This window comes from Pararhodobacter zhoushanensis, assembly GCF_003990445.1.
GTDB classification, from domain to species: Bacteria; Pseudomonadota; Alphaproteobacteria; order Rhodobacterales; family Rhodobacteraceae; genus Pararhodobacter; species Pararhodobacter zhoushanensis.
The window spans coordinates 89680-103497 of sequence record NZ_REEZ01000016.1 but is presented as its reverse complement, the minus strand read 5'-3'; the positions used below and the strand labels follow the sequence as shown (position 1 = coordinate 103497).

Sequence of the window (13818 nt, the reverse complement as noted above, 5' to 3'; positions counted from 1 at the left end):
CCGCAAACGCCAGTCGACAGCGCCACCGAGCGGGCGACCGCAAGCGGAACATCAATGGGGCGGAGACGTCGCTTACGCCGTATTCCAGTTGGCACCGGGATCAAACGTAGGTCGGGGTTCACCCCGACTCGGCGGGACGCGTGGGGGATTCTTGGTGAGAGCGTGGTCGAGAAAATGTCGGGGTGAACCCCGACCTACGGCTCGCCAACCAACCCATCAACCGGCGTTGCCGATTGCATGGTGCTAAGAGCAAAGTCGCGGATTGTCGGGGCGACTGATGGAGCGTGGGTTGTTAACGGGGAACGGTGCGCAATGAACGCGCACTCTAATGGTTTCTACGGCTTACAAAAATTAGTCACCGACTTAAGCAATTTTTCGCTATGAGATGCCACGCTCTGCGATTGCCTGACTGCAAATTCATTGAAATTTCTGACCCTTTTGGCAGTCTCAAACACTATCAATGGTATTCGTGAATCCACATCTCGCAAAAGAACCATACAGCGCTTCGGGCCTATCGGCATCCACATTTCCATCTTAGGATTAATGAGACCATTTGGCCCACCGTTCCCCACCCTCAAGACTATAGAGCCGGGCAATACAAAGGAACATTTTCCATCTATTTCGATCCAGCGAACCGAGTATTCTTCAAGCTTTTCGAGAACCCGATCCATCTTTGTTATTGTGCCCCGAACTCGAATATCTCTACCCCAAGCTTTCAGCTTCTTATCATCTTGAAGGATCGCTCTGTAGCGTGAAGAATTATTCAAATCATCAATCTTTTCTGCACGCGCCAGGCATTCCTTAACTGCTTCCCGCCCAAGGGCTTCATCTTCACCAAAATTGAACTTCCCTTCAGGGGTTCTTTTTAACATCTCGAAAACGGCACTTCGCAGCTTGCGCAGCTGGGTATCCTGAAAGATTGGAATACCTCCCTTTTCGAAGCACTGATTTACTTCGGGCAACAATTTACCAAAATAATCGTCAAGCGCTCCGTAAAAATCACGCTCAACACGATCTGACAAAATACTATCATCGAGAACAGTATACAAATCCCTCACTCTGAATGTGGAATTTATATTTCTGCATTCAGGAGCACCGAACGCATTCGCCGTCAATCGACTAGAATACCAAATCTTCTCGCCGTCGGAACAAAACTGGCGCTGAAGTGCTTTAGGCACATAGTGATGTAACCGAGAGCGTTTTTCACCACTCACTCCCAAACCCCCTTAAACTCCCGCCACTCCCCGATACTCATCCCCGTGCTCTCGCGCGTCACTTCCTCACCCTTCAGCATCCGCTTCAATGCGTCAACGGCCTTGCCCGACAGGTTCACGCCGCCCATCCGGTAATCCTCGAAGGCCCCGAACGCTAAGGGCACCCAATCCGCGACCATCGCCGCAATCGCCTCGGCGTAGACGCGGATTTCGTATTGGGCGTGGGGGTCGGCGCGCAGGCGGAGGAAGTGGAAGAGGTTGTGCAGATCGGTCTTCCAATACCATTGCGTATAGATGTTCATCGGCAGGTTCATGCGGGCCAATTCGCGGGCCAGACCCTGCTGGCCGTCCTGGGACAGCATATCCTCGTAATGGTCGTACATCTGCGAGGCGTCGGATTTGAGCAGCGCCAGCACGCGGGCGGCCTCGGCCCCTTCCAGCACGGCCCCCCTGCCCTGATTGTTGACGGTGGATTGCGCGGCGAGTTGGGCGGGCTCGGGGATATAGAACTCGCGGTCGAGGATCGAATAGCGCGCCGAGTATTCATTCACGTTGGCGGTGCGGTGGCGGATCCACTGGCGGGCGACGAAGACCGGGAGTTTGACGTGCAGCTTGATCTCGCACATCTCGAACGGGGTCGAGTGCCAGTGGCGCATCAGGTAGCGGATCAGCCCCTCGTCGTTGGAGACGTGTTTGGTGCCGGCGCCATAGCTGACGCGGGCGGCCTGCACGATGGCGGCATCGTCGCCCATATAGTCGATGGCGCGCACGAAGCCGTGGTCCAGCACGGGCTGGGCGGTGTAGAGGTGCTTTTCCATCCCCGGGGCGACTGACCGCAATGTGAGTTGCGGCGTTGCGCGCGATGCGGTGATCTCGGCCAGTTGTTCGTCGCTGAGCGGCATGGGGTATCTTTCTTTTACGGGATTCGTTTTGACTACATTTTGCATCACAGCGGGCATGGACCGCAAGAAGAAGGGTCTTGATTGATGCAAGACCGGGGAACGGCGTTTCTGGAGCGCCGGTTGGGGACATGGGTCCGCTCACGGATGGGGCGGCATTCGGCAGCGTTTGTGATGTTCGCGCTCAAGCAGGGCTGGGCGGCGCTGTTCGGCATCCTGTTTCTGGCGGCGCTGATCGTGAGCCGGGCGGTGTGGCAGCCGGACTGGGTGGTGAGCCGATATGACGCACTCTTCGTCTTCGCGGTGGGCACGCAGGCGCTGTTTCTGTGGCTGCGTCTGGAGGAGTGGGAGGAGGCCCGCGTCATCGTGCTGTTCCATGTGACGGGCACGGTGATGGAGGTGTTCAAGCTGGCGCAGGGCTCGTGGGATTACCCCGATGCGGGGGTGTTCGAGATCGCGGGTGTGCCGCTCTTCAGCGGGTTCATGTATGGCTGCGTGGGCTCGTTCATGGCGCGGGTGATCCGCATCTTCCACATGCAGTTCGCGCCTTACCCGCCGTTCTGGGCGACGGTGGTGCTGGCGGGGGCGATCTATGCGAATTTCTTCACACATCATTTCGGGCCGGATATCCGGGTGGTGCTGTTCGCCGCGACGGTGCTGATGTTCTGGCGCACGCGGATCTGGTTCTTCCCCGGCGCGCATGCCTATTGGATGCCGCTGCCGGTCGCCGCGTTCCTGTCGGCGTTCTTTCTGTGGCTGGCCGAGAATGTCGGCACACTGACGCAGACCTGGGTCTATGCCGGGCAAGGCCGCTTGGATCTGGTGTCGCTGGGCAAGCTGGGGTCGTGGTATTTGCTGCTCTATGTGAGCTTTGTCACCGTCACGCTGGTGATGCGCGACGCGCTGCACCGCGACCCGGTGCGGCCCGCGGACCGGGAACTTTCTGGCGAATGAGGGGGCGACATTGCGCGCGGGCGCGTTATCTTCCCGGCACACGGCGTTAAGGAGACACGCATGAGCACGAAATACCTGCACACCATGGTCCGGGTGAAGGATCTTGAGGCGTCAATGGCGTTCTATGCGCTGCTGGGGCTGAAAGAGACGCGGCGTATGGACAGCGAACAGGGGCGGTTCAGCCTGATTTTCATGGCCCCCGAGGGGCAAGAGGAATGCCCGGTCGAGCTGACCTATAACTGGGACGGCGATGACGGGCTGCCGTCGGACGGGCGGCATTTTGGCCATCTGGCCTATGAGGTCGATGATATTTACGCGATGTGCCAGCATTTGCAGGACAATGGCGTGCTGATCAACCGCCCGCCGCGGGATGGCCGCATGGCCTTTGTGCGCAGCCCCGACAACATCTCGATCGAGCTGCTGCAAAAGGGCGAGGCGAAGGTTCCCGCCGAGCCGTGGTCGTCGATGCCGAACACCGGCCACTGGTGACCGGGCAATGAACGGGCGCGCGGCCCCTGCCCTGTTGCTCGCGGCGCTGATCGGCGCGGCTGGGCCGGCGGGGGCCGCGTGTCGGCTGGCTTTGGCGCTGGCGTTTGATGTCTCGGCCTCGGTCGATGCGCGCGAATACCGGCTGATGATGGAGGGCACCGCCGAGGCCCTGCGCGACCCGCAGGTGCGGCAGGCGGCGCTGAGCGATCTGCCGGTTGCGCTGGCCGCCTATGTCTGGGCCGGGCGGCGCGAGCAGGCGATTGCGGTCGACTGGGTGCTGATCGAGAGCGAGACGGATCTGGCCGAATTCGCCGACCGGCTACAGGGTTTTCCGCGCCCGACGGGCGATCCCCTGAGCATCTGGGGCGGACGCACCGGGGTCGGGGCGGCGCTGGCGGCGGGTGAGCGGCTGTTGAGCCGCGCGCCGGTCTGCGATGCCCAAACGATTGATCTGGCAGGGGATGGCGAGTCCAATGACGGCCCGGCCTCGGTCCGGTTGGAGGCGGTGACGGTGAATGCGCTGGCCGTGGCCGGGAACATGCCGCTCGATTATGACGGGGCGGTGGACGGGCTGGTCGGCTGGTACGAGGTCAATATCCTGCAAGGTCCGGGGGCGTTTGCGCTGGAGGCGCAGGGGTTTGGCGATTTCGCGCGGGCGATGCGGGTGAAACTGCTGCGCGAGTTTGCGCCGTTGTTGTTGGGGGCGGTTGGCGGTGGGATGATGGTGCGTTGAAAACGCACCCTACGGCGGTGGAACTGCGCCCAACGGTTGTGCAGAGGTAGGGTGCGTTTTCAACGCACCGCCGTTCGCGCCCCGCTCCCCGGTAGCCGCTTTGTATCGTCGTCCAGCCGCAGCCCGCCCTCGGCATGGGCGCGGGCGCGCTCGCCCATCGCGCGCGCCGCCGCGGCGAGACCATCATCGCCCCCCTTGCCCAACGCACCCAAGGCATCCAGCAGCTGCGTCGCCACCTCAAGCATCCCGGCCCCGTCGCGGGCGATGGGGGCGAAGGCGGCCTCGACCATTTCCTCGGCTGTCCACGGGCGCACAAAGACCTGCGGGTGATCGATCACCTCGCGCGGGTCTGCCTGTGACCAGTCCCACAACAGCCGCTCAAGCCGGGTGATCACCGCAATCGCCGTGCCCGGATCGTTAACCGCCGGCGACAGTGCGCGCGAGGCGATCTCGCTGAGCACGGTCAGCGTATAAGCCGGGTCTTGCTCGAACGTGCGGTCATCGCCGATCACCAGGCACGACAGCAGCGCCTCGGGGTCGCCGTCACCGGTGATCTGCAACACCGGCGCGCCGCGCAGCACCGCCTGACCGGGACGGCGCAGCACCCAGACCGGGCCATCCGCGCATTCGGCCAGCCCCTTGACGTCGATCACCTGCAAGATGCCCGAGCGCCGGGCAGTCAGTGTCTTGACCACATCGGGCGTGACGATATCGGCGCCCATCGGCGTCGCCCCCAGCGCGGGCTGGCGGCGGTGCGATTTCAGCGCCTTGCGCGCCTGCTCCTCGGCCCGGCCCAGCGCGTCGCCGGTGGTGCCCATCGTGGTCAGATAGGCAATCCAGCGGATCAGCGCGAAGACGACGGCCCCGGTAACGGCCAGCGTAACGCCCAACACGAGGGGCGCACCGCTGTCAAAGCCCGCCTGAAACAGGATGAGCGCGGTCAGCGCATAGACAAAAGCCCCGATGAAGATCCCCAACACCGTCTGGGTCAACGGGTCCGAGATCATCAGCGTCAGGACACGCGGCGTGGTAGTCTGCTGCGCCGAGCGGTGCGATTGCACCATGATGCCCAGCGAGAACGTCGACACCGCCAGCATGGACGAGGCGAGGATCTCGAGCACCGGCAGCACCGCCTTCGCGTCGATGCGTTCGTCCAGCCACTCGGGCACGAGGGGTGCAGCCAGATGCGCCGCCACCACGGCGAGCAGGGCGAGCACCGCAAAGGCGGCGACGCGGAGCCAGAGCGCACGACCAAGCCTGCGCAGCCAGAGGACGAGGCGAAACAACGGCCTAGACGCGCTCTGCCGGGAAGCCGATCGCATCGAGCGCGGCGATCACAGCCGGTTCCGGCGCATCACCGCTGACGGTAACGCGGCGGTGCTCCATGTCGAAGTCGGGCTTGGCCGCCAGCGGCGCGAGCGCCTTGTCGATCGACGCGCGGCAATGGCCGCAGCTCATATCGGGAACGGACAGGGTGAAGGTGTTTGCCATGGCGGGCTCCTTTGTTGACGCAACGCTGCGCCCTCGGGTGCGGGGCGTCAAGTCTTCCACCCAGTGGAACGCATAGTCCTGCCGCCGGGTTCCTCAGCCGCCGAACAACCGCGTCGTGCAATCGGCGATGGCGGCGGCGGTCGCGGCGGGCACCGGGTAGAGGATATCGGCGACCATCACGCTGCCCTCGGGCAGATCGCCCTGAATCCACGCCGCCGTCTGGTGCAGCGACTGCGCGGCTTGCGGGCCATAGCGGCTTGGGTCCGCCTGAGGCGTGCCCAGCCGCATGTCGTGCATCGGCGCGGACAGGCTGGCCAGATGCGCGGTGAAGCCCTGCCACAGCGCCGCATCGGCATGCAGCGTCGTCACCCCGCAGATGCTGCGCGCGATGTCACGGCCACCAACGGTCAGGTAGTCATAAAGCTGCTCGGGCACCTCAGGCGCGACCTGCAGCCAGATGCGCATCAGCGGCACCGAGTTGCCGTTCACGCTGGCCTCGCGCATCGACATCAACCGCCGGTCCTGACTGATGATCGACCACGCCCCGCCCGGCAGCGCCAGAAACGGCCATGTCGCCACATCGGGGAACGGTGAGGCATCAGCCTCGTCCGCCGTGATCCCGAACGTCACCGCATCGACGCTGATCGCACCCGAGGCACTGGGCACCGGCATGGCGCAGCCCTCGGCCGCCGGGGCGGTTGCGCAGGCTTCCGTCGGCGCGCGCCACAGCACCGAGGCGGCGTGGCCATCCTCAATGGTCAGCGCCTCGATATTGCCGGGCGCGAGGCCCAGCATATCGCCGACAGCCATCCAGTGGCCGTCCAGGGTCTGGGCCTGAGCCGGCAGCGCCGCCCCGACAAGGGCAGCGAAAACGGCGGTGGGAACGATTCGGTACATAGGGGGCCTCCTGTGCGCCCTGATAGCAGCCCGGCCCGTTGTCAGCGAAAGGATTAGCGGCTAGGACGCGGCAGATCCCCGCTTTGCCCCCGATTGCCGCAGGAGTGCCCAGATGATCCCCGCCACGCACATTGATCCAGCCGTCATGGCCCGCCTCACCGCTCGCATGCTGCTGGATATTCAGGCCGTGCACTTCAACGCGCGCGAGCCCTTCACCCATGCCAGCGGCAACAAGGCCCCCACCTATATCGACTGCCGCAAGCTGATCAGCTTTCCGCGCATCCGCTCGACGCTGATGGATTTTCTGGTCGCCAAGGTGATGGGCGACGCCGGGTTCGAAGCCTTCGACAACATCGCCGGTGGCGAGACGGCGGGCATCCCCTTTGCCGCGCTGGTGGCCGAGCGCATGGCGCTGCCGATGACCTATGTGCGCAAGAAGCCCAAAGGCTACGGCCGCAATGCCCGCATCGAAGGGCTGATGTCCGAAGGCCAGCGCGTGCTGCTGGTCGAGGATCTGACCACCGACGGCGGCTCGAAACTCTCTTTCGTCGACGCGATCCGGGAAACCGGAGCCAGCTGCGGCCATACGGCGGTGATCTTCTATTACGACATCTTCCCCGAGACCGAACCGCGTCTGGCCGAACACGGCGTCGCCCTGCATTACCTGTGCACCTGGTGGGACGTTCTGGCCGAAGCCCGTCGCGGCGGGGATTTCGACACCGAGACGCTGGATTCGGTGGAAGTCTTCCTCAAGGCCCCGCGCGACTGGACACCGCCCAGCCACTGAGCAGGTCCAGTTTCTTTCGCAGCGCTGCCAGCGGCTTGCGGCTTATCCACAGCTCTGCCCCCAGAGATTTCACCCCGGCGCGTTGCCCCACGCGCCGGGGTTTGGCATAACGGGACACGCCCCCCGAAGCCCCCCTCATGCCCGGATGTCCAGATGACCGAGATCACCGCGATTCGTCCCAACGCTGCCCCCGCGGCCGAACCGCTCGATGTCCTGCCCCATAACGTCGAGGCCGAGCAGCAGCTCATCGGCGCGATCCTGACCAACAACGAGATCTTCGACCGCGTGTCTTCCATCGTAAAGGCCGAGCATTTCTTCGAGCCGGTGCACAAGCGCATCTTCGAGATCACCGCCGCGCGGATCCAGAAGAACGCGCTGGCTTCGCCGGTGACGATCAAGGCCTTCATGGATGACGACGCCGGGCTGAAAGAGTTGGGCGGCGCGGCGTACCTCGCGCGCATCGCCGGGGCCGCCATCGCCTCCTATGCCGCGCGCGACTATGCGCAGATGATCTACGATCTGGCCGTGCGCCGCGATCTGATCCAGCTGGGCCGCGACATCGCCGCCAAGGCGGCAACGGTGGATATTTCCAGCGAGCCGAAAGAGCAGATCATCGAGGCCGAGCAGGCGCTCTACAAGATGGGCGAACAGGGTGTGGCCGAGCGCGGCTTCCAAAGCTTCCTGCGCGCCGCGACCGAAGCCGTCAACGTCGCCAACGCCGCCTATCAGCGCGATGGCGGGCTGTCGGGGATTTCGACCGGGCTTGACGATCTCGACAAGAAGCTCGGCGGGCTGCACCCTTCGGACTTGCTGATCCTCGCCGGTCGCCCGTCGATGGGCAAAACCTCGCTCGCCACCAACATCGCCTATAACATCGCCAAGGTCTACAAACGCGGGATCCGGCCGGACGGCACCGAAGGCGCGATCAACGGCGGTGCGGTCGGCTTCTTCAGCCTCGAGATGTCCGCCGACCAGCTCGCCACGCGTATCCTGTCCGAGGCCGCCGAAGTACCCTCGGAGCAAATCCGCCGTGGTACGCTCAGCCAGGACGAATTGCGCCGCTTCATCGAAGCGGCCAAGACGCTGGAAAACTGCCCGCTCTACATCGACGATACCCCCGCCCTGCCGATCAGCCAGGTCGCCGCCCGCGCCCGCCGCCTGAAACGCACGCATGGGCTGGATGTGCTGGTCATCGACTACCTGCAACTGCTGCGCGGCTCGTCCAAGGAAAGCCGCGTGCAGGAAGTGTCCGAGATCACCCAGGGCCTCAAGGCCATCGCCAAGGAACTGATGATCCCGGTCATCGCCCTCTCACAGCTCAGCCGCGCGGTCGAAAGCCGCGAAGACAAACGCCCGCAGCTCTCGGATCTGCGCGAATCCGGCTCGATCGAGCAGGACGCGGATTCGGTGATGTTCGTGTTCCGCGAAGAATATTACGCCGAGCGCGAGAAACCCTCGGACGACAAGCTCGACGAAATGGCCAAATGGCAGGAGCGCATGGAACGCCTGCACGGCCGCGCCGAGGTGATCATCGGCAAGCAGCGCCACGGCCCCATCGGCACCGTGAACCTCAGCTTCGACGGCCAGTTCACCCGCTTCGGCAACCTTGTCCAAAGCTGGCAAGAAGGCGCCAACGACTACTGATCGCCCATCATCTTGTCCTAAATACTCACCTTCTCAAAGCCCGCCTGCGGGCTTTGAGCGGCGCGAGGGGGCTCGATGCCCCCGAGCGCCGGGGCCCGTCAGCCGAACAGCGGCGCCATGGTCCGGGCAAAGGCGTCTGACAGCAGCCAGTCATGCAGCCGGTCGAACGCCTTGGCCGCGATCCGCTCGCGCAGCGCGTCATCGGCGCAGACGCGGCGGGTAACCGCCTCGAAATCCGACAGATCCCAGGCAACGGGGACATAGGTTTCCCAAGGCTCGAAAATATCCGGCGCGGTCTCGATATGGCGCATGTCGGGTTTGAGCAGCACCGCCCCGGCCATGATCGATTCGTAATCGCGCCAGCACACCTCGCCATAGCCGAAGGGCGAGAATCCCAGTTTCGAGCGGCTCATCTCGACCATGAAACGCGGCAGCGGCACACCCTCGCCCTTGAGCACGCTCAGCCCGTCCAACCGTTCCAGCGCCGCCTCGGCCTCGCCGCGCATCCCCGCGTACCACGGCGTCCCGCCAACCGCGAAACGGCCGTGCAGGTCGATGGGCCGCGCCCCGCGCGGGCGGCGGCCGGTGAGGGCGGGCAGGATGCCGGGGGCGGTCAGGAAGGAGGGGCCGAGCACCAGCTTGTCCAGAAAACCCGGCGGGATTTCATAGCGTTGCTCGGCTTCGTTGATGCCATAGCGTCGGTTGAAATAGTCGGTCAGGTTGGTATCACCGCGCGTCGGCTGGCCATAGAGCGATCGGTCGCGCAGCAGGTGTTTCTTGACGTACAGGTCCACCAGCGGGTCCATGCGCGCGGCGTTGCGCAGGTCAGTGGGCGCGAACCAGTCCAGACAGACCGTCCGCGCGCCGGGGTTCTGGGCGCGCAGGGTCTCGACCAGCCGGATCAGGTCGGCATCGGCAATGTCGAAGGGTGTCTGAAAGGCCACGACACTCGCTCCGGTTGCCCGCGGCACCTCGCCGCGCAGCACGGCCCAGGTATCGGCCTCGCGCACTGACGCGCCGTAGAGGCGCTCAAGATCGGCGGCGTAGTGGTGAAACGGGTAGATCTGGCTTTGCGGGATGCGCTCGGGCTGGCTGACCAACAGCAGCCGCTCCTTCGCCCCTTTGGGGAAACCGCTCGCCATCGCGCGCGCGCGCGCCGCCTCGGCGCGGCGGCGGCGGGCGTAGAGCCGCACCCGGTTGGCAAAAACCTCAGGGGTCGGAATGGACATGGCTCACCACTCCCTCGCCTTTGACTGCCGCCGCGGACAGACGGGTGGACAGGGCGATCAGGCGCTGCGCTTCTGCCGCATCCATGCCGCGCACGTAGCCGTCATGCAGCCGCAGAATGTCCGACGGGATCCGGTTGAGCGGCGTTTCGCGCAGGGCCGCGCGCACGCCTTGCAGCGCGCTGCCCGGCCCGGCGATGGCGGCGATGCGCAGCGCATCCACTGCGTTGGCGACCCGGTGCAGCCGGAACTTGCTGAGCGGCTGGTTGCGGAACCCCGAGGCGAAGGGAATATCCGCATAGGCCGGATAGGCGCGGAAGATGGCGTCGTCGTGCAGTTTCTGATCGCACGTCACGTCCCAGGGCAGCGACAGGCCCAGTTCGACGAAATCGGGGTCCAGATACGGGTTGAACACCATGGCAGCGCCGCCCATCACCGCAGTCGAGGTAAAGGAAATCTCGCGCCGGGTGCGGTGCCAGAACCAGAAGGCCTGATAGGGATCGGGCGCGTCGTCATAGAGCTTTACCGCATCGGCGATCCGCGCGATGGCAGCGGCGTCAAGCTCGGGCGAGAACACCGCCCCTGCCCCGCCCCTATGGCCCGGACGGCTGATCACACCGCCATGCCCCTCGGCCATGCCGCGCGCGATGCCGGTATAGTCACCGCGCCGGGCGCGTTCCATGAAACCCGCCGCCCAGTCGTCGGGGTTGGTCAGGATGTCGCCGCCGATGCCGTCGACGGCCGCATAGGCGCTGCCGCTGAGGAAATCATGCATCGGCATCATCTGCGCGTGCTCGTCGGCGCACAGCTGGGTCATCAGCAAACCGCGCACGCAGTCGCGCAGGCGCAGGCGGGGATGGCCGAGGATGCGGTGGGTGACGCCGACGCGCCCGGCGACGGCGCGGGCCGACTGGACCTCGGCATTCAGGGCGCTTCCGCCGTGGTGGAAGGTCAGGCAGGTGTCGGGCTTGCGCCCCTGATGCGCCATTTCCAGCAGGATATGCCGCGAGTCGCGCCCGCCGGTCAGCGGCAGTGCGATGGGGCCATCCCAGCTGCCCAGAAACCGGCTGATCGCGGCGCGGGGCAGTTCGATGAAGGCCTCGACCGCCTGCTCGCGGCTCAGGTCCAGCGTTTTGGGCGCAGGCGGGCCGCCGGTGATGCTGAGCTTGCCCCTGGCCCATGTCAGCCGCGCGTTCGGCGGCAGGGTTCGGATATGGCGGAAAGGCGTGTCGTCGCCCACGAAAAAGCCAACGCGGTGAAAGACAGCCAGCGCAAGGTCGTCGGGCTCAGGATCAGCCCCGGCTTGCAACAGGTGCAGGATCGACGGCGAGAGGCCGATCTGGCCACCTTTGGCATACACATAGAGGCTGAAATAGCCCATCGGATCGACGGCAGCGGTGAGGGTTTCGCCGTCCCATGCCCATTCCCCCCAAAGCCCGCGCGGGCGCGCATCACCGGGCACGCGCATGCGGTGACCGACCAGCGCGGCGGGCGTGCCCTGAACCTGTACGGCACCTTGCGACTGGCTGAGGAAGACAAAGGGCACCTGCGCCCCCGCGTCGATCCACGGACGCGATTGCGCACGGACCCCGGTCTGCAACGCGCCCGGGCTGGTCTTGATTTGGTTCACTGCCTTGATCCCAACGCTCGGCCCGGGTCTTTGCCCGCTTGGTGACAGACTACCCTGCCCGGCTGCGATCCAGCAAGCATAACCCCCGGCTTTGGGTTAATCGCGCGAAAAACCATCGCCAAAACCGCCATAAAGCCCGCCATGGAACACCAAAGGGGCACCGGCGCGATGCCGCGCCGACAGCACCCGGCCCACGACAATGGCATGATCCCCGCCCTCATGCACCGCTTCGAGCGCGCATTCAAACACCGCCAGACAGCCCGGCAGCACCGGAATGCCCTGCGCGTTCAGCGCGACGCCCGGCAGATCGAACGCATGGCCTTGCTTGGCGAAATGGCGGCCAAGTGCCATCTGATCGGCCCCCAGCACATGGATGGCGAAATGCGGCGCGGCGGTGAACGCCTCGAACCGGCGTGAGAAGCGCGCGGGCGACCACAGCACCAGCGGCGGGTCCAGCGAAAGCGAGGCGAAAGAATTGGCGGTGATGCCCAGCGGCCCCACGTCACTCTTGGTCGTGATCACGGTCACGCCGGTCGCATAGGCCCCGAGCGCGTCGCGAAAGGCGCGTTCGGTTGCCGGTCCGGGCACAAAGGTCGAGGGCTCGGTCAGGTCAGTCATCCGGTCTGCGCGTGCGAAACTCATCAGGGTCTTCCTAGCGTAACTGCCCCCCTGAAAGCCAGAGAAACGGGGCCATTTTACGGCAAGATAAGCCGACGGCGGGGCGTTGCCAGTCGCCCTCGACATCGGAGGGGAGATTTCCTAGGGTCGTCGCTTCGCAATTCGAGAAGGCAGCATGGCTCGCAAGATTATCATCGACACCGACCCCGGACAGGACGACGCTGTCGCCATTCTTCTGGCGCTGGCCTCGCCGGAGCTGGCGCTGCTGGGCATCACCTGCGTTGCCGGAAACGTGCCGCTGTCGCGCACCGCGATCAACGCGCGGATTGTCTGCGAGCTGGCCGGACGGCCGGATGTAAAGGTCTTCGCCGGGTGCGACCGTCCGCTGGTGCGCCCGCTGGTGACCGCCGAGCATGTGCATGGCAAGACCGGGCTGGATGGCACCGACCTGCCCGACCCGGTGATGCCGCTGCAAGAACAGCATGCCGTTGATTTCATTATCGACAGTTGCCGGGCGCACGAGGCCGTGACGCTGGTGCCGATTGGCCCGCTGACCAATATTGCCACAGCCTTGCAACGCGCGCCCGATATTGCCGCGAAGATTGACGAGATCGTCATCATGGGCGGGGCGTATTTTGAGGTCGGCAACATCACGCCCGCGGCAGAGTTCAACATCTACGTCGACCCCGAGGCCGCGCAGATCGTGTTCCGCTCGGGCATCAAGCTGACCGTGATGCCGCTGGATGTGACGCATAGCGTGCTGACCACCCGCGCGCGGATCGACGCGTTTCGCGCCCTCCCCGGTGCGGTGGGGCCGGCGGTGGCGGGCTGGACCGATTTCTTCGAGCGTTTCGATATGGCGAAATACGGCAGCGAGGGCGCTCCGCTGCATGATCCGTGCACGGTGGCATGGCTGTTGCAGCCCGACCTGTTCTCGGGCCGCCAGATCAACGTCGAGATCGAGACGGTGTCCGAGCTGACCTTGGGCATGACGGTGGCCGACTGGTGGGGGGTTACCGACCGGCCTAAGAATGCGTTCTTTGTCGGCGGTTGCGATGCGGACGGGTTTTATGCGCTGCTGACGGAGCGACTGGGGCGGCTCTGACGCTGTAAGTGCAGGGGGCTGCCGCCTCAGGTCTGCTGTTAGTGCGGGGGGCTGCCGCCCCCCGGGCCCCCTGCTTCAAGGGGGACGCACGCGCCCCCCCTTGAAAATCCCCCCGTGGATATTTCTCGACA

14 protein-coding genes are annotated in these 13818 nt (G+C 64.8%); 6 read left to right on the top strand and 8 right to left on the bottom strand.

Annotation, left to right across the window (positions count from 1 at the left end; all coding sequences use genetic code 11):
* Window positions 1-335: 335 nt before the first annotated feature.
* Together EAE28_RS22400 and thyX are read right to left on the bottom strand one after the other, a co-directional pair.
* Window positions 336-1214 carry a DUF4238 domain-containing protein gene (locus tag EAE28_RS22400; RefSeq protein WP_164736751.1) on the bottom strand — a complete coding sequence of 293 codons (879 nt, stop codon included), beginning with the start codon at window positions 1212-1214 and terminating at the stop codon, window positions 336-338.
* Window positions 1211-2116 (bottom strand): FAD-dependent thymidylate synthase, encoded by a 906-nt coding sequence (thyX, locus tag EAE28_RS22395; RefSeq protein ID WP_127110505.1) that lies wholly within the window; start codon window positions 2114-2116, stop codon window positions 1211-1213. Before thyX ends, EAE28_RS22400 begins: the two co-directional genes overlap by 4 nt.
* An 84-nt stretch (window positions 2117-2200) precedes the next feature.
* On the opposite strand from thyX, the gene EAE28_RS22390 reads away from it, so the two are divergent.
* From EAE28_RS22390 to EAE28_RS22380, 3 genes are read left to right on the top strand one after another with little or no spacing between them, the layout of a single operon-like run.
* Window positions 2201-3067 (top strand): DUF817 domain-containing protein, encoded by an 867-nt coding sequence (locus tag EAE28_RS22390; protein WP_127110503.1) that lies wholly within the window; start codon window positions 2201-2203, stop codon window positions 3065-3067.
* A gap of 60 nt (window positions 3068-3127) precedes the next feature.
* A complete protein-coding gene (locus EAE28_RS22385; protein WP_127110501.1) occupies window positions 3128-3556 on the top strand; it encodes a VOC family protein in 429 nt (142 codons plus the stop codon).
* Between the two features lie 7 nt (window positions 3557-3563).
* Entirely contained in the window at window positions 3564-4289 is a 726-nt protein-coding gene (locus EAE28_RS22380) for a DUF1194 domain-containing protein (protein WP_127110499.1), read from the top strand.
* A gap of 59 nt (window positions 4290-4348) precedes the next feature.
* On the opposite strand, the gene EAE28_RS22375 is transcribed toward EAE28_RS22380, so the two are convergent.
* The 3 genes from EAE28_RS22375 to EAE28_RS22365 all read right to left on the bottom strand — a co-directional run bounded on the left by EAE28_RS22375 (window position 4349) and on the right by EAE28_RS22365 (window position 6677).
* Complete coding sequence (locus EAE28_RS22375) at window positions 4349-5575, bottom strand: DUF2254 domain-containing protein (RefSeq protein WP_164736750.1); 1227 nt, start codon at window positions 5573-5575, stop codon at window positions 4349-4351.
* Between the two features lie 4 nt (window positions 5576-5579).
* Entirely contained in the window at window positions 5580-5780 is a 201-nt protein-coding gene (locus EAE28_RS22370) for a heavy-metal-associated domain-containing protein (RefSeq protein ID WP_127110495.1), read from the bottom strand.
* 93 nt (window positions 5781-5873) lie between these two features.
* Window positions 5874-6677 carry a hypothetical protein gene (locus tag EAE28_RS22365; RefSeq protein ID WP_127110493.1) on the bottom strand — a complete coding sequence of 268 codons (804 nt, stop codon included), beginning with the start codon at window positions 6675-6677 and terminating at the stop codon, window positions 5874-5876.
* A 112-nt stretch (window positions 6678-6789) separates the two neighbouring features.
* Here EAE28_RS22365 and EAE28_RS22360 point away from each other — a divergent pair, with 112 nt between their 5' ends.
* Complete coding sequence (locus EAE28_RS22360; protein ID WP_127110491.1) at window positions 6790-7464, top strand: orotate phosphoribosyltransferase; 675 nt, start codon at window positions 6790-6792, stop codon at window positions 7462-7464.
* Between the two features lie 153 nt (window positions 7465-7617).
* The gene (locus EAE28_RS22355; RefSeq protein WP_127110489.1) at window positions 7618-9108 is read left to right on the top strand and encodes a replicative DNA helicase; all 1491 of its coding nucleotides are present in this window, start codon (window positions 7618-7620) and stop codon (window positions 9106-9108) included.
* A gap of 98 nt (window positions 9109-9206) precedes the next feature.
* Here EAE28_RS22355 and EAE28_RS22350 read toward each other — a convergent pair whose 3' ends face one another.
* From EAE28_RS22350 to EAE28_RS22340, 3 genes are all read right to left on the bottom strand, one after another.
* Entirely contained in the window at window positions 9207-10337 is a 1131-nt protein-coding gene (locus EAE28_RS22350) for a glycosyltransferase (protein ID WP_127110487.1), read from the bottom strand.
* Complete coding sequence (locus EAE28_RS22345) at window positions 10318-11964, bottom strand: asparagine synthetase B family protein (RefSeq protein ID WP_127110485.1); 1647 nt, start codon at window positions 11962-11964, stop codon at window positions 10318-10320. The genes EAE28_RS22350 and EAE28_RS22345 overlap by 20 nt, the downstream gene beginning before the upstream one ends.
* A gap of 96 nt (window positions 11965-12060) precedes the next feature.
* Window positions 12061-12606, bottom strand: coding sequence for a flavin reductase family protein (locus EAE28_RS22340; protein WP_127110483.1), 546 nt, complete (start codon window positions 12604-12606; stop codon window positions 12061-12063).
* 151 nt (window positions 12607-12757) lie between these two features.
* Between EAE28_RS22340 and EAE28_RS22335 the strand changes: the two genes are divergently transcribed.
* Window positions 12758-13687 (top strand): nucleoside hydrolase, encoded by a 930-nt coding sequence (locus tag EAE28_RS22335; protein WP_127110481.1) that lies wholly within the window; start codon window positions 12758-12760, stop codon window positions 13685-13687.
* The last annotated feature ends 131 nt before the right edge of the window (window positions 13688-13818 follow it).